The organism is Paenibacillus odorifer, assembly GCF_000758725.1.
In the GTDB taxonomy this organism is placed as follows: domain Bacteria; phylum Bacillota; class Bacilli; order Paenibacillales; family Paenibacillaceae; genus Paenibacillus_AQ; species Paenibacillus_AQ odorifer.
Genome location: NZ_CP009428.1, coordinates 3,863,919 through 3,879,387, shown reverse-complemented (window position 1 = coordinate 3,879,387; position 15,469 = coordinate 3,863,919). Strand labels below are relative to the sequence as shown.

Sequence of the window (15,469 nt, the reverse complement as noted above, 5' to 3'; positions counted from 1 at the left end):
GGAGGATAAACAGTATGGATCAGAGCATTATCACTAGCTATAACGAAGCCAAAAAACTATACGCCACCCACGGTATTGATGTGGATAAAGTGCTGGAGCGACTCGCGCAAATTAAAATTTCCATACATTGCTGGCAGGGTGATGATGTAAAAGGTTTTCTTTTTAAGGAAAAAGAACTAAGCGGGGGCATTGCGGTAACGGGAAGTTATCCGGGCCGGGCGGGTACACCAGATGAACTACGTCAAGATTTAGAAAAGTCGTTATCTCTTATTCCTGGTAAACATAAGGTTAACCTGCATGCTATTTACGCAGATACAGATGAACCTGTAGATTTGGATGAACTAGAGCCACGACATTTTCAATCCTGGGTGGATTGGGCGAAGGAGCAGGGCTTAGGGCTTGATTTTAACCCTACTTGTTTCTCACATCCGAAAGCAGCCGATGGATTCACTCTCAGTCATTCGGACGCGGAGATTCGGAATTTCTGGATCAGACACTGTAAAGCTTCACGTACGATCGCTGAGCATTTTGGGCGGGAGCTGGGTCAGCCTTGTGTGACGAATTTTTGGATTCCAGACGGATATAAAGATACGCCAGTAGATCGGCTAGCTCCAAGAGTACGTTTAAAAGAGTCGCTGGATGAGATTTTTAGTCAGGAAATAGATCCGCTTTATAATATGGATGCCTTGGAAAGTAAACTGTTTGGAATTGGCTCTGAAAGCTATGTGGTAGGTTCTCATGAATTCTATATGGGTTATGGTTTAACAAATGGAAAAGCAATCTGTCTGGATGCGGGACATTTTCATCCTACAGAAGTGATTTCGAATAAATTATCTTCGATTCTGATGTTCAGTGAGCAGCTGCTGCTGCATGTTAGCAGACCTGTCCGCTGGGACAGTGACCATGTGGTAACGATGGATGATGAGCTGCTGGAAATCGCCCGTGAATTAGTTCGTGGGGACTTACTTCCTCGTACGAATATTGGATTGGATTTCTTTGATGGCAGTATCAATCATCTCGCGGCATGGGTCATTGGCACCCGCAACACTATTAAGGCGTTGCTGCGTGCGATGCTGGAACCAGTGGAAGAACTTAAGCAAATCGAGCAGTCCGGGGATTATACTTCACGTCTTGCTCTGGTAGAAGAGTTCAAATCGTATCCGTTTGGAGCGGTCTGGGATTACTACTGTGCATCACAAGGTACACCGGTGCGTGAGCAATGGCTTACTGAAGTGAAAAATTATGAACAGGACGTTTTGTCTTTAAGATAAAAGTGGATACGGAGAGCAGCAAATACAAAGGAGAGAATAGACTATGAGTACTTCCTTGTTAGAGTCAAAAGGTTATATTGCCAGCAGTGAAGCTCCATTTATTCAGGAAATGTCAGAGATCACCCGTCATATGTGGGAGCTTGGCTGGGATGAACTGAATGGTGGGAATGTCAGCTATTTGCTGGATGAGAATGAGGTGGCTAAGTATATTAATGTACTGGAGCCGTTGCGCACGATCAAACTCACCTTTCCGGTAAAAGAATTAGCAGGCAAGTATTTTATCGTAACAGGTTCGGGCAAATATTTCAGAAATGTGATTAAAGACCCTGAAGCGAATCTGGGTGTGTTAAGGGTTAGCGGCAATGGCGAAAGTGTGGAAGTATTGTGGGGATTGCGGAATGGTGCAGTTCCTACGAGTGAGCTCGCTTCGCATTTTATGAGTCATATTGAACGCTTGAAAGTAGATCCCACACACCGTATCGTGCTGCATACACATGCTACAAATGTTATCGCGATGACCTTCACGCATGATCTGGACGAACTGAAGTTTACCAAAACACTATGGGAAATGTGCACAGAGTGCCTTGTTGTTTTCCCTGATGGGGTCAGCGTTATTCCGTGGATTGTTCCGGGCAGCAGTGAGATCGGCCGCGAAACCGCTAAGAAAATGAAGGATCACCGTTTAGTCATCTGGCCGCAGCATGGGATTTTTGGCACGGGCTCCACCATGGATGCTACCTTTGGTCTAGTAGAAACGGTTGAAAAGGCTGCGACGATCTACAACTTGATTGGCGGTAGAGAAATCAAACAAAAGATCACAGACCAACAGCTATGGGATTTAGCTAAAGCATTTGGAGTTACACCTAAAGCGGGGATTCTTGAAGTCTAGAGAGTCATTATAATTAGGTGAAAACCGGGCATTCGTAGATTCTGCGAGGTCCGGTTTTATTTGTCTTTTTCTTAAAATTTGCATTTCCCATCTTTTGGGTAGATAATAAGCTTACTTAAAGTAATCAATTAATAAATTGGAGGTAACATATGAATACAGAGCAACTATTTTCACCTTTTCAAGTGGGGAATCTTTCGCTGTCGAACCGATTTGTAATGGCGCCGATGACACGCGCGCAGTCTCCGAATGGTGTGCCGGGAAGCAATGTTGCCGCTTATTATCGTAGACGTGCAGAGGGTGGAGTGGGATTAATTGTTACTGAGGGTACTGCGGTAAATCATCCAGCGGCTGTCAGTCACCAAGATATTCCTAATATACATGAAGAAGCATCTTTAGAAGGCTGGAAGAAGGTTGTGGAAGAGGTTCACGCAGCTGGGGGCAAGATCATCCCGCAGCTTTGGCATGTGGGGATGGCGCGTACAATCGGCGAGTATCCTAACGTTGAAGCCCTTCCTGTAGGCCCTTCGGGTCTGAATTTAGCAGGTGAGCCGGTGACAGAGCCGCTGACCACAGAAGAGGTTGAAAGCTTAGTAACAGCCTTCGCTCAAGCGGCGGCAAATGCCAAAAGCGTTGGCTTTGATGGCATCGAGCTGCATGGCGCTCATGGGTATCTGATAGACCAGTTCTTCTGGGATAGAACGAATAAACGTACCGATCGTTACGGTGGCGATTTGGTAGGAAGAACAACATTCGCTGTCGAGATCATTAAAGCATGCCGTCAAGCGGTTGGACCAGACTTCCCAATCGTGCTGCGCTTTTCCCAGTGGAAGTTGGGGGCGTATGATGAGAAGCTGGCGAAGACTTCAGAAGAACTTGCGAGTTTCCTGGCACCGCTTAGCGAAGCGGGTGTAGATATTTTTCATTGCTCGACCCGACGCTTCAGTCAACCTGAATTTGCTGGCTCTGATCTTAATTTAGCTGGGTGGACTAAGAAGTTTACCGGGAAGCCGTGTATTACAGTGGGCTCTATTGGCCTGCAAAGCGATTTCTTCGCAGAAGATAAAGCTCAGAAGCCTACGGATAATATCGATGAGTTAACTGAAAGGTTCGCTCGGGAGGAGTTTGATTTGGTAGCAGTGGGCAGAGCGCTTATTAGCGATCCAGCTTGGCCTGCCAAAGTACAAAGCGGAGCGATAGACGAAATCATCCCATTTACTCCTGAAGCGACGAATACTCTTTACTAAAACTAGCAGAATATACAATGACTATTTTTTTAGGTAAGAGGTTGTATAACTGTTTCAAGAGTAGTGTATCTGCTTATAATAGTAGCATACCCCCCTTAATATGATAGAACTTGACCCTGCCAAACGTTGGCGGGGTATTTTTTTGTCGATATGCAACGCTCCTTTACATCATTAATAGATCGGGCACTTCTATGTTAGGCCAGCATTATGTTATAATTTTAAATTAGCAAAGTATAAAAATAATTGTTGAACAATAGAGGACGTGAAAACAGCATGACAAAGGGGAACCACAACTCACCGGACTTAAAATCCGGCAAGGGTTCTAAGGATTATTCGAAATATTTTGATTTTAGTGATGCAAAGGTAATTAGTGAAGAAGAAGGTAAGGTTACTTACCGGATTAAAGGAAGAAATGTGCAAATTAATAGCCAGCCTGACTATAAAGAAGGAAAACGGCGCGGCAAGGAAGAAATAGAAGTGCATTATGATTTCGAGATTCCTGAAGAGATGCAGAATTTCGGAGTGGGCAAATATTATCATATAACGACTTATGGCTGCCAAATGAATGAGCATGACACGGAAACGATGAAGGGCCTATTGGAACAGATGGGCTACCGCAGTGTCGCTGACCGTAATGACGCGGATCTCATTTTGCTGAATACTTGTGCGATTCGGGAGAACGCCGAGGATAAGGTATTTGGAGAGCTAGGACATCTTAAGAACCTGAAGATCGAGAAGCCGGGTCTGTTGTTAGGGGTATGCGGTTGCATGTCCCAAGAGGAAGGCGTAGTCAACCGGATTATGTCAAAGCATGGCTTCGTGGATATGATCTTCGGTACGCATAATATTCACAGATTGCCACACCTCATTAAAGAAGCGGTATTTAGTAAAGAGCTTGTGGTTGAGGTATGGTCTAAAGAAGGCGACATTATTGAGAACTTGCCGAAGAAGCGGGAAGGCATGCGCGCTTGGGTGAACATTATGTATGGCTGTGATAAGTTCTGCACGTATTGCATCGTACCGTTTACACGCGGTAAAGAACGCAGTCGTCGTCCAGAGGACGTTATCGCTGAGGTGAGAGAGCTTGCCCGCCAAGGCTTCAAGGAAGTAACGTTGCTGGGGCAGAACGTAAATGCTTACGGTAAAGATTTTACAGACATTGATTACACTTTCGGTAACCTGATGGATGATATGCGTCTGATTGATATTCCGCGCATTCGCTTTATGACATCGCATCCGCGAGATTTTGACGATAAATTGATTGAGGTTTTAGGCAAAGGCGGCAACTTGGTGGAGCATATCCATCTGCCGGTTCAATCGGGAAGTACTGCCGTTCTTAAGAAAATGAGCCGTAAATATACCCGGGAAGCTTATCTGGAATTAGTACGCAAGATTAAGATAAGTGTGCCGAATGCTGTATTAAGTACTGATATTATCGTTGGTTTCCCTGGGGAGACTGATGAGCAATTTGAAGATACCCTATCGCTTGTGCGTGAGGTTGGGTATGATATGGCATATACGTTCATTTATTCTCCACGGGAAGGCACACCAGCAGCGGCGATGGAAGATAACGTACCGATGTCGGTGAAGAGTGAACGTCTGCAAAGATTAAATGATCTCATCAAAGAGAACAGCCGGATCATTAATGACCGGATGCTGGGTGAAGTTGTAGAGGTGCTGGTTGAAGGGGAGAGTAAGAATAACTCCGAAGTCCTTTCTGGCCGTTCCCGAGCTAACAAGCTGGTCCATTTTGAAGGTCCGAAGGAGCTTATCGGCACATTTGTAAACGTGAGAATTACAGATACCAAAACATGGTACATTAAAGGGGATATTGTGGTTGAGGCCGCAGCTGTTCATTAATCACATACGAATGGGGAGATGACTAATGAGTACGGAAGAACAACGGTTGAATAAATATGGAATGAAGACTTATAATACTCGTGATCTGATCGTTCGCGAGGATATTATGGGCAAAGCTAAAGAATTAGCGTCATTAATCTCAACCAGCGAAGAGGTTCGCCATTTTCAGCAGGCGGAGCAAAAAATTCTTAATCACGAGCGTGTGCAAGGACTGATTGCAACCATTAAGAAAAAACAAAAAGAAATCGTGGCCTTCGAAAGCTTCAATAATAAAGATATGGTCGCCAAAATTGAACGTGAAATTGAAGTGCTGCAAGATGAGATCGACGGTATTCCTGTCGTCAATGAATTTCAGCAAAGCCAGAGCGATATTAATTATTTGCTCCAGCTAGTAATTTCCGTGATTAGAGATACCGTTTCGGAAAAAATAAATGTGGAAGCCGGCACCGAAGCGCCTCCGACCACATGCGGATAACCCACACTCAGTTCAGGGGGCGGATGCAGATCCGTCCCTTTATTTCAATATAAGAGGTAGAAGTAAGATTCAAGAATATACATAATCCTTATAATTCAACGACAAGGTCGTTTCTCATATAGTCTTTTTTGTAGGATGATGTAAAATAATGGAATTTAGCTGTTGATTTATGAAGAACATGTTTGGTACATTTAAAGATACGAATAAGTAAAACTACAGCTTCGGAAAAGGATGGGGCAATTATGAGCGACAATGGGGAATTAACCTATAACGCCAAAAAATATCGTACACCGGATGGTGTTCCGGCCGACATTGTAATGTTTACACTGACCAAACGCGAACGGAAGACGGTCACTAAGACGCTGCCTTTACGTGAATTAAAGGTAATGTTAATTAGACGGAAAAAATGGCCATGTGCAGGCATGTGGGCTCTACCAGGCGGATTCTGTCAGGAAGATGAGTCTATTTATGATGCTGCAACTCGTGAGCTGAAAGAAGAGACCGGTGTCGATGGAGGTCACTTAGAATATCTTGGAGTTTATAGTACACCTGGCCGCGACCCTCGGGGATGGATAATCAGCCATGCCTTTTTCGCCTTAGTAGAAGAGTGGATGCTGGAACAAAGACAAGCTTCCGACGATGCGGGTGAAGTGGGTTTATTTACGTTGCAGGAAGCGTTAGAAGAACTGGAGCTCGCTTTTGACCACCATGAAATCATCAAGGATGCATACGTACGTATCCAACAGCAAATGCTGCAGACAACGATAGCAAGACAGTTTTTGCCTAGGCATTTTACGCTAAGTGAGCTTTATCAGGTGATTCAGACAGTAGTGCCGGAATTTAAAGAGCCAAATTTTATTCGTAAAATCACGTCAACACGCAGCCGTCAGGGTATATTAAAAGAAGTGAGAGATGAAGAGGGCAATGCACTCAGCTCCAATCAATACTCACAACGCCCGGCTCAGCTGTATATGTTTACAGATCACGAGCCATTGTTGTCCATTTATACGTAGTGTCTTAAATCAGGGGAGGGACGATTCTCATGAGAGCACTAATAGTAATTGACTTTACCAATGATTTTGTCAATGGGAATTTACCGGTTGGGCAGCCTGCAATCGACATCGAGCCAAGAATCAGCCAATTAACATCTGAGTTTGTCCAAAATGGCGATTATGTTGTAATGGCTGTAGATTTACATGAAGACAATGATCCTTATCATCCTGAGAGTAAACTGTTTCCACCTCACAATGTACGAGGGACTGAGGGGCGGGAGCTTTATGGAAGTCTGAAAACTGTTTATGAAGCTGACCAGGATTCCATCTATTGGATGGACAAAACTCGATATAGCGCTTTTAGTGGAACCGATCTAGAGATCAAGCTGCGGGAACGTGGCATTACTGACCTTCATTTGATTGGTGTATGTACAGATATATGTGTTTTGCACACTGCGGTGGATGCATATAACAAAGGTTTTATTATTACTTTGCACGAAGATGCGGTCGCCAGCTTCAACGCGGATGGACATAAATGGGCACTAAATCATTTCCGGGGAAGTTTAGGAGCAGACGTTGTTAAGGCATAATACTATAAAAAACATACACATACAGCAACGTGGATATTAGGAGATGAGGACTTGAAGAGAGAACTTGCGCTACATACAGATAAATATCAGATCAATATGATGTATGCTCACTGGGTGAATGGAAGCCATAAGCGAAAAGCTGTATTTGAAGCTTATTTCCGCAAGTTACCTTTCGGAAACGGCTATGCCGTGTTCGCAGGATTAGAGCGTATCGTTGGGTACATCGGCGGTTTGCGTTTCACCGAAGATGATATCCGTTACTTGTCGGAGCAAGAAGAAAATTACGCTCCCGCTTTTTTGGAAGAACTGCTGCAATTTCATTTTCAGGGCAATGTTTATTCGATGAAAGAAGGGGCGTTGATTTTTCCGGATGAGCCACTAATCCGTGTGGAAGGGACGATCATGGAAGCGCAGCTGGTGGAGACCGCCATTCTGAACTTCATGAACTACCAGACGCTGATCGCTACGAAGGCTTCCCGAATTAAGCAGGTGGCTCCGAATGATATTCTGCTGGAGTTTGGTACCCGACGGGCACAAGAAGCGGATGCGGCGGTCTGGGGCGCTAGAGCGGCTTATATCGGCGGCTTTGATGCAACCTCTAACATGCTAGCAGGTAAAATGTTTGGCATCCCTACCAAAGGTACACATGCGCATTCTTGGGTTCAGAGCTTCAGCAGCGAGCAGGAAGCTTTTGATGCTTATGCCAAGGTGATGCCTGATGAAGTTACACTATTAGTTGATACCTTCGATACGTTGCGCAGTGGTGTGCCGAATGCGATTAGAACCGCCAAAAAGCTTGAAGCTCAAGGTAAAAAGATGATCGGTATCCGCTTAGACAGCGGTGACTTAGCCTATCTATCCCGGCAGGCGCGGAACATGCTGGATGAAGCTGGGCTCGATTATGTGAAGATTGTGGCATCCAATGATTTGGATGAGAATACAATCATGGATCTGAAGCTGCAAGGTGCAGCCATCGACACGTGGGGCGTAGGCACACAATTGATTACGGCTTCGGATCAACCCTCTTTGGGTGGGGTCTATAAGCTGGTAGAAATTGAGTCCGCAACGGGAGAAATGGTACCGACGATCAAGATTTCTTCTAACCCTGAAAAAGTATCCACGCCAGGCAGCAAGGACGTATTCCGGATTATCGGGAAAAATGGCAAAGCGCTAGCAGATTATATCTGCTTCCCGGAAGAGGAAGCTCCGCGCAACGGCGGTCGGGTGAAGCTGTTTAATCCGCTGCATCCATACATGCACAAGTATGTGGAGCGCTATGAAGCGCTGCCTATGCTTGAGCCGATCTATGTGAACGGCTTCCAGGTCTATACTTTGCCGGATCTGAATGAAGTTCGCCGTTACCATCGGGAGCAGAAGGATCTGTTCTGGCCGGAATATCTGCGTAAGCTCAATCCTGAGGTGTACCGGGTGAATCTGAGTGAGAAGGTCTGGACCAACAAGCAACAATTGATCGCGGAGCATATTCAGCCGGAGATCGAGTAGATTTTGTAGTTTCGATGGAAAGAAGCATGGGAGGATTAGATTCCCGTGCTTTTTTGCGTTTGGATGAAGCCGACGTTTGGGTGAAGCTTGCGTTTGTTAACTTCGAACGCCGCGAGTTTATTTCTGAAAGTATATTAAGCCAGCTTGTCTGCGTATATCTGATTTGGCTTTCGTTGCATTTTGTGCAGCAGAACACTAGTTAAAGTATATCGACAAATTACCATAAACCCAAAAGAATAAGTAAATCCCGCAGAATGAGGCGCATCCGGTGCGAGTAGGCGAATCAACGGTATAAATCCCGTACAATGAGCCGAACCCGGTGCGAGTGAGCAAATCTACGGTATAAATCCCGTAGAATGAGGCGAATCCGGTGTGAGTAGGCAAATCTACGGTATATCTCCCGCAGAATGTGGCGAATCCGTGTGAGTAGGCAAATCAACGGTATAAATCCCGTAGAATGAGCCGAATCCGGTGCGAGTAGGCAAATCAACGGTATAAATCCCGTAGAATGAGGCGAATCCAGTGCGAGTGGGCGAATCAACGGTATATCTCCCGCAGAATGAGGCGAATCCGGTGTTGAGTGGGCAAATCAACGGTATAAATCCCGTACAATGAGCCGAACCCGGTGCGAGTGAGCAAATCTACGGTATAAATCCCGTAGAACGGGGCGAATGCGGAACGAGTAGGCAAATCTACGGTATAAATCCCGCAGAATGTGGCTCGTCCGGTGCGAGTAGGCGAATCAACGGTATAAATCCCGTAGAATGAGGCGAATCCGGTGTGAGGGGGCAAATCAACGGTATAAATCCCGTACAATGAGGCGAATCCGGTGTGAGTGGGCAAATCAACGGTATAAATCCCGTACAATGAGCCGAACCCGGTGTGAGTGGGCAAATCAACGGTATAAATCCCGCAGAATGGGGCGAATCCGGTGCGAGGAGGCAAATCTACGGTATAAATCCCGTAGAATGAGCCGAATCCGGTGTGAGTGGGCATATCAACGGTATATATACCGTAGAACGGGACGAATCCGTTGCGAGTAGGCGAATCAACGGTATATCTCCCGCAGAATGTGGCGAATCCGTTGCGAGTAGGTAAATCTACGGTTTAAATCCCGTAGAATGTGGTGAATCCGTTGCGAGTAGATATATCAACGGTATAAATCCCGTAGAATGGAGCGCATCCGGTGCGATTAGGCAAATCTACGGTATAAATCCCGTAGAATGAGGCGAATCCGGTACGAGTGGGCAAATCTACGGTATAAATCCCGTAGAATGAGCCGAATCCGTTGCGAGTGGGCAAATCTACGGTATAAATCCCGTAGAATGAGCCGAATCCGGTGTGAGTGGGCATATCAACGGTATATATACCGCAGAACGGGACGAATCCGGTGCGAGTAGGCGAATCACCGTTCCCATAAGAAAAGGTGTATCCCCATTCTACGCGATCGCGTAGAACAATGGATACACCTTTTTACATGTCAATGCGAGCAATTTAGTTTAGTTCTTCTTCCGGAATTTCGCGAATGACCAGATGGTAAGCATCAGCAGGAAGCCCAGACATGTGCCTATGCTGATCCGGTTCTGAGTGTCGAAAAGGAAGGAAATCGTAATAACCGACAAACAGATAAGTGTCAAAATCGTTATATAAGGAAAGCCCCAGACTTTAAAGCTTGGCTCTTTAGGATAGGTTTTCCGCAGCTTCAGCTGTGATAGACAGATGCTGATCCATACCAAGCTTACTACGAAGCCGGGAACAGCCATCAGCAGCCGGAAAAGTCCATCCTGTGCGAAGTACGCTAACATAGAACCAACAAAAAGAACTATAGCGCAAAGTTTAAGACTGTTGATCGGCACACCTTTTGCTGAGGTCTTTGCTAAGCTACGTGGAGCTTCACCCTGTGAAGCCAAAGAGTGCAACATCCGTGTGGCGCCATAGATACCGGAGTTAGCAGCAGAGAGCACAGCTGTAATCAGTATGAAGTTCATAACATGGTCAGCACCCTTAAGTCCTGTAGCTGCTAAAACCTGCACAAAGGGGCTGGTATGCTCGTTAAGCTGATTCCAAGGAATTAACCCACAGATGATCAGAATTGGAATCGTATAGAACAGAATAACGCGCAAAATGAAGCTTTTGACAACTCTAGGCAACACTTTTTCTGCATCTTGAGTTTCTGTTAAAGTTAGTCCAATCAGCTCAGATCCGCCATATGAGAACATGACGACCAGAAGGGCAGAGAAGATAGGTGTCCAGCCTTGTGGGAATAATCCGCCATAATCCGTAAAATTACTTAAATAGGGTGTCCCTTCAGACATAGGCAATAGCCCAAACAATAATGCAGCTCCCAGAATAATAAAGATGATAATCATAGCTATTTTGATTCCTGCTAACCAAAACTCCGTCTCTCCATAACCGCTTACACTCATCATATTGATGCCAATAATTAAAGCACCACTTGCTAGACTCAGTAGCCATAACGGAACATCCGGTAACCAGTATTGCAAGAAGCTTCCTGCCGCCAGCACTTCGATCACGCAGACAGTCAACCACATGAAGCAATATAGCCAACCCACGATAAAGGAGAGCCGTTCTCCAAAAGCCTCGCGAATGAATTCCTTCATATTTTTGTTCGGGTATACCGTGGCCATTTCGGCAATTGCACCCATAACGACTAGTAGCAGCAAGCCTGCCAATACATAGGAGAGAACAACCCCTGGTCCAGCAATGCTTATCGTCTCAGAGCTTCCTTTGAAAATCCCCGTACCGATTACGCCGCCCATCGCCATAAAGCTGATATGCCGTGGAAGCAATTTTTTCTGTAATGATGCTTCGTTTGACTTCACATTTAATGCCTCCTAAGTAGGTTCAAAAAATTACACCAAGAATCAGTTTATCCTGAAATGGACTAGTTGAAAAGTATAAATGATACACATTTGCAGAAATAGAGGTGATTTTTCATCGGTGTGTGATATTTATCATGAACAATGTGATGAATTTAACATCTTAATTTTTAATTTTATTGCTAAATGAAAGTAGATAAATAAGCTTAGGCAACACTTGGAAAATGCAAGATTTGTCACTTCGCGTCTTGCGAAATCAAGTTACAATCGTTGAAAAAGTCAAAAGGATATTATACTAGATGACATTCTGAAAGGGGCTATGTCGGTGGTACAGTTACCAAAAGTGAACGAGCTCGGATTTTTTGAGATTCGTCTGGAGTCAATTGGAGGGTTGGGTGCGAACCTGGCTGGTAAAATGCTTGCGGAAGCAGGCGTTGTCGGTGCTGGAATGAATGGGGTCAGCTTTTCGTCATATGGTTCGGAGAAGAAGGGATCAGCGGTAAAAGCGCATATCCGGTTTTGTGATTTGAACACACCTATTCGTGACACGTCTCCGGTTGAGCGCCCGCATGTTGTTGGGGTATTTCACGAAGCACTAGCAAAGACAGTTAACGTAATTAGCGGAATTTATGAACATAGCACAGTATTGGTAAACTCAGCAAAATCGCCGGAGGAATTGAAATCCTCCCTGAATATGATGGCAGGAACTATTGCAGTCGTTGATGCTACAACTATCGCCTTAGATGAGAAAAACCGCGTTAATATGGCGATGCTGGGCGCGTTGTTCCGGATGTGTGATTTCTTGGACCCTGAAATTATGAAAGGCGTTATAGAGAAATCACTAGGCAAAAAGTATCCACAGGCAGTACAGTCAGCGCTGACTACTTTCGACCGTGGATTTAATGAAGTTAAGTTTATGCATTTTCCACTGCCTGCGGGCGTGACAATGCCTGAATTCGTGCGGTCTGATATTTCCGCATTGGGTTATGAAACACAGCCTATCGGCGGTACCATTACGAATCCTGGCAGTAGCTTTTTAAAGAACTTGAGCATTTCTCGCTCCGGTTTGCTGCCTCATTTTAAGCAGGAGGATTGTATTCATTGTGCGCAGTGCGATACGGTGTGTCCTGATCTCTGTTTTGTTTGGGATGAGCAGCCTGATAAGAAGGGGCGTCCACAAATGTTCCTGCAAGGTATTGATTACCAATACTGTAAAGGCTGTTTAAAATGTGTAGAAGCTTGTCCTACAACTGCCTTGTCTGGCGAACGTGAGGAAGAAGGCTACGCAGAGAGTCATACGGTCCGGCATATTTTTGATCTCGTTACTGAGGCCTAATTAACGGAGGAAAGGTGGAATACACGTGGCAATAGATTATGAAAAAGAAGTAGGCTCTGCTAAAGTAGAGCAGAAATTCCTATATGAATCCGGCAATGAAATGGCAGCTTATGCTGCTCATCAGATTAATTATCATGTAATGGGGTATTTTCCGATTTCTCCATCGACAGAAGTAGCGCAATTTCTTGATACGATGAAAGCGAACGGCCAGCATGATATTATGCTGATTCCGTCAGATGGCGAGCATAGCTCTGCTGGAATCTGTTATGGCGCTTCAACGGCTGGCGGACGTGTATTTAATGCTACCAGTGCCCAAGGTTATATGTTCATGCTTGAGCAATTGCCTGTACAAGCTGGTACGCGTATGCCTATGGTTATGAATCTAATCTGCCGTTCGATCTCTGGACCGCTGAATATTCACGGGGATCATTCTGATTTGTATTTTGCCCTGAATACAGGTTGGCCAATTTTAATGTGCCGGGATCCACAATCTGTTTATGATATGAATCTAATGGCATTGAAGCTTGCTGAACATGCTAAAGTTCGTCTTCCGGTAATGGTGGCCTCAGATGGATATTTCACTTCCCACCAGAAGCGCCGCGTACAGGCCTTTACTCATCGGGAGGATGTTCATAAATTTGTTGGAGCACAACCTCCAACAGGTTTCACCGATACTTTAGACCGCAATAATCCGGTAACCGTTGGCCCTTATATGAACGAACCTGACTATATTAACAACCGTTATCAACAGTCCGTAGCTATGTACAATGCGGGTGAAGTTTTTGAAGAAATCGCGAAGGAATTTGCTGAGTTAACCGGACGTTATTATCCAATGATCGAGGAATATCGGATGGAAGATGCTGAAGTAGCAGTATTCTTGATGAATTCTGCCTCTGAGATTATTAAGGATGTTGTAGATCAGCTTCGTTCGCAAGGAATCAAAGCCGGTGCAATCTCGCCGAATATGATCCGTCCTTTCCCGCAGAAGCAAATTGCTGAAGCGCTGAAAAACGTTAAAGCAATCACCGTTGGTGACCGCGCAGATTCTGTTGGCGGACACGGTGGTAACATGGTCAATGAAATCAAGGCAGCCCTGTTCACATATGGCAACACTACGACTAAAGTAATAAGCCGTATTTACGGTTTGGGTGGTAAGGACTTCTACGCAGAAGATGGTCATGCATTTTTCCAATTAGCAATTGATGCTGTTGCTGCAGATCGAGTAGACATACCATTTGATTATTACGGCCACAATCCGGGTACACCAGATAAAGCTCCACAACGTCTTCTGAAGCCAATGGACTTTGACTCACTGAAGACAGGCTTGATCACTGTGAAACAGGATGAAGCAACGGGCAAATTAAGCGTACGGATTCCGCCGCTACGCAGCTTGACGAAGAAACCTAAACGGCTCTCCCCAGGGCATGGTGCGTGTCCGGGTTGTGGGATTTTCTCAGGACTAGAGACTTTCTTCAAAGGGATTGAAGGGGATATCGTCGCACTTTATCATACAGGCTGTGCCATGGTAACGACTACGGGGTACCCGTATTCCTCCCATAAATCAACGTTTATCCATAATCTTTTCCAAAATGGAGCGGCTACCTTGTCCGGTGTCGTAGAGATGTTCTGGGAACGCAAACGTCGCGGTGAGCTGGATGGACTAGGGCTTAAAGAGGACTTTACGTTTGTTATGGTAACCGGAGATGGCGGCATGGACATCGGGATGGGACCGGCAATTGGAGCTGCACTGCGTGGTCACAAAATGATTATTGTAGAGTACGATAACGAGGGTTACATGAATACTGGAGCACAGCAGTCCTATTCGACACCACTGGGTCACCGTACTTCAACCTCCAGTATCGGCAAGCAGCAGCAAGGTAAAGTGACTCAGCATAAAGATACAGCACAAATTATGGCGGCTACTAACATTCCTTATGTCTTCACGGGTTCGGAGGCTTATCCGCAGGATCTGGTGAAAAAAGCGGCAAAAGCACAGTGGTACGCACAAAACGAAGGTTTGGTGTATGGTAAAATCCTGATCGCATGTCCGCTAAACTGGATGTCTGATGATAAGGAAGGCACTAACATCGTTTCATTAGCTGTTGAGTCTTGCTTCTTCCCGTTATATGAAGTAGAGCATGGTTCTACGAATATCACATATAATCCCGAAGACAAGGGCAAACGTGTCGAGCTCTCAGCATGGCTGAAGACAATGGGTAAAACTCGTCACTTGTTGAAACCTGAGAATGAGCCAGCTTTGCACAGCTTCGAAGAAGAAGTTGAGCGCCGTTGGAATCGTCTCAAGGCAAAACACGAACATCCTGACTTATAAGATGTGTTTATCTCCAGCATATAAAATATGAAAAAACCCGGCAGATTTGTCTGTCGGGTTTTTTGTGGTTAGGGAGCATTTGCGCGTAAGAAACAGTTTTCGGACACCACTGACCTTAAACACAGTCTTCTTTCCCA

General features: G+C 45.3%; 14 protein-coding genes. 11 read left to right on the top strand and 3 right to left on the bottom strand.

The genetic code is table 11. The features are described 5' to 3' along the window. Nucleotides 1–14: 14 nt before the first annotated feature. The 9 genes from rhaA (at nucleotide 15) to PODO_RS16830 (ending at nucleotide 9,027) form a co-directional block, all read left to right on the top strand. Nucleotides 15–1,271, top strand: coding sequence for an L-rhamnose isomerase (gene rhaA, locus PODO_RS16870; RefSeq protein ID WP_038571656.1), 1,257 nt, complete (start codon nucleotides 15–17; stop codon nucleotides 1,269–1,271). 43 nt (nucleotides 1,272–1,314) lie between these two features. After that, complete coding sequence (gene rhaD, locus PODO_RS16865) at nucleotides 1,315–2,160, top strand: rhamnulose-1-phosphate aldolase (RefSeq protein WP_036688060.1); 846 nt, start codon at nucleotides 1,315–1,317, stop codon at nucleotides 2,158–2,160. A gap of 149 nt (nucleotides 2,161–2,309) precedes the next feature. Continuing rightward, nucleotides 2,310–3,404 carry an NADH:flavin oxidoreductase gene (locus PODO_RS16860; protein ID WP_038571652.1) on the top strand — a complete coding sequence of 365 codons (1,095 nt, stop codon included), beginning with the start codon at nucleotides 2,310–2,312 and terminating at the stop codon, nucleotides 3,402–3,404. 273 nt (nucleotides 3,405–3,677) lie between these two features. Next, a complete protein-coding gene (gene miaB, locus PODO_RS16855) occupies nucleotides 3,678–5,264 on the top strand; it encodes a tRNA (N6-isopentenyl adenosine(37)-C2)-methylthiotransferase MiaB (RefSeq protein ID WP_038571650.1) in 1,587 nt (528 codons plus the stop codon). Nucleotides 5,265–5,289: 25 nt separating this feature from the next. Beyond that, entirely contained in the window at nucleotides 5,290–5,739 is a 450-nt protein-coding gene (locus PODO_RS16850; protein WP_036688057.1) for a YlbF/YmcA family competence regulator, read from the top strand. A 242-nt stretch (nucleotides 5,740–5,981) separates the two neighbouring features. Beyond that, entirely contained in the window at nucleotides 5,982–6,752 is a 771-nt protein-coding gene (locus PODO_RS16845; protein ID WP_036688055.1) for an NUDIX domain-containing protein, read from the top strand. A gap of 29 nt (nucleotides 6,753–6,781) precedes the next feature. Beyond that, on the top strand, nucleotides 6,782–7,321 hold the full coding sequence (locus tag PODO_RS16840) for a cysteine hydrolase family protein (protein ID WP_038571647.1): 540 nt from the start codon (nucleotides 6,782–6,784) through the stop codon (nucleotides 7,319–7,321). 51 nt (nucleotides 7,322–7,372) lie between these two features. Then, complete coding sequence (locus tag PODO_RS16835) at nucleotides 7,373–8,824, top strand: nicotinate phosphoribosyltransferase (protein WP_036688051.1); 1,452 nt, start codon at nucleotides 7,373–7,375, stop codon at nucleotides 8,822–8,824. Between the two features lie 14 nt (nucleotides 8,825–8,838). Further along, nucleotides 8,839–9,027 carry a hypothetical protein gene (locus PODO_RS16830; RefSeq protein ID WP_038571645.1) on the top strand — a complete coding sequence of 63 codons (189 nt, stop codon included), beginning with the start codon at nucleotides 8,839–8,841 and terminating at the stop codon, nucleotides 9,025–9,027. 334 nt (nucleotides 9,028–9,361) lie between these two features. Here the strand turns inward: PODO_RS16830 and PODO_RS31140 are convergent, their stop codons facing one another. The 3 genes from PODO_RS31140 to PODO_RS16825 form a co-directional block, all read right to left on the bottom strand. Next, nucleotides 9,362–9,820 (bottom strand): hypothetical protein, encoded by a 459-nt coding sequence (locus tag PODO_RS31140; protein WP_155288139.1) that lies wholly within the window; start codon nucleotides 9,818–9,820, stop codon nucleotides 9,362–9,364. Between the two features lie 111 nt (nucleotides 9,821–9,931). After that, nucleotides 9,932–10,177, bottom strand: coding sequence for a hypothetical protein (locus PODO_RS31135; RefSeq protein WP_155288138.1), 246 nt, complete (start codon nucleotides 10,175–10,177; stop codon nucleotides 9,932–9,934). 146 nt (nucleotides 10,178–10,323) lie between these two features. Next, a complete protein-coding gene (locus PODO_RS16825) occupies nucleotides 10,324–11,667 on the bottom strand; it encodes an amino acid permease (RefSeq protein WP_036688050.1) in 1,344 nt (447 codons plus the stop codon). Between the two features lie 322 nt (nucleotides 11,668–11,989). On the opposite strand from PODO_RS16825, the gene PODO_RS16820 reads away from it, so the two are divergent. Both PODO_RS16820 and PODO_RS16815 read left to right on the top strand, forming a co-directional pair. After that, complete coding sequence (locus tag PODO_RS16820) at nucleotides 11,990–13,000, top strand: 2-oxoacid:acceptor oxidoreductase family protein (protein WP_038571642.1); 1,011 nt, start codon at nucleotides 11,990–11,992, stop codon at nucleotides 12,998–13,000. Between the two features lie 25 nt (nucleotides 13,001–13,025). Further along, nucleotides 13,026–15,332 carry a thiamine pyrophosphate-dependent enzyme gene (locus PODO_RS16815; protein WP_038571640.1) on the top strand — a complete coding sequence of 769 codons (2,307 nt, stop codon included), beginning with the start codon at nucleotides 13,026–13,028 and terminating at the stop codon, nucleotides 15,330–15,332. Nucleotides 15,333–15,469: the final 137 nt, after the last annotated feature.

Bases quoted from the DNA above. Each gene is read 5' to 3' on its own strand.
- PODO_RS16840 (WP_038571647.1), top strand. From the start codon at position 6,782: ATGAGAGCACTAATAGTAATTGACTTTACCAATGATTTTGTCAATGGG.
- PODO_RS16860 (WP_038571652.1), top strand. From the start codon at position 2,310: ATGAATACAGAGCAACTATTTTCACCTTTTCAAGTGGGGAATCTTTCG.
- PODO_RS16830 (WP_038571645.1), top strand. From the start codon at position 8,839: ATGGAAAGAAGCATGGGAGGATTAGATTCCCGTGCTTTTTTGCGTTTG.
- PODO_RS16845 (WP_036688055.1), top strand. From the start codon at position 5,982: ATGAGCGACAATGGGGAATTAACCTATAACGCCAAAAAATATCGTACA.
- PODO_RS16850 (WP_036688057.1), top strand. From the start codon at position 5,290: ATGAGTACGGAAGAACAACGGTTGAATAAATATGGAATGAAGACTTAT.
- PODO_RS31140 (WP_155288139.1), bottom strand. From the start codon at position 9,820: ATGCCCACTCACACCGGATTCGGCTCATTCTACGGGATTTATACCGTA.
- rhaD (WP_036688060.1), top strand. From the start codon at position 1,315: ATGAGTACTTCCTTGTTAGAGTCAAAAGGTTATATTGCCAGCAGTGAA.
- PODO_RS31135 (WP_155288138.1), bottom strand. From the start codon at position 10,177: ATGCCCACTCACACCGGATTCGGCTCATTCTACGGGATTTATACCGTA.
- rhaA (WP_038571656.1), top strand. From the start codon at position 15: ATGGATCAGAGCATTATCACTAGCTATAACGAAGCCAAAAAACTATAC.
- miaB (WP_038571650.1), top strand. From the start codon at position 3,678: ATGACAAAGGGGAACCACAACTCACCGGACTTAAAATCCGGCAAGGGT.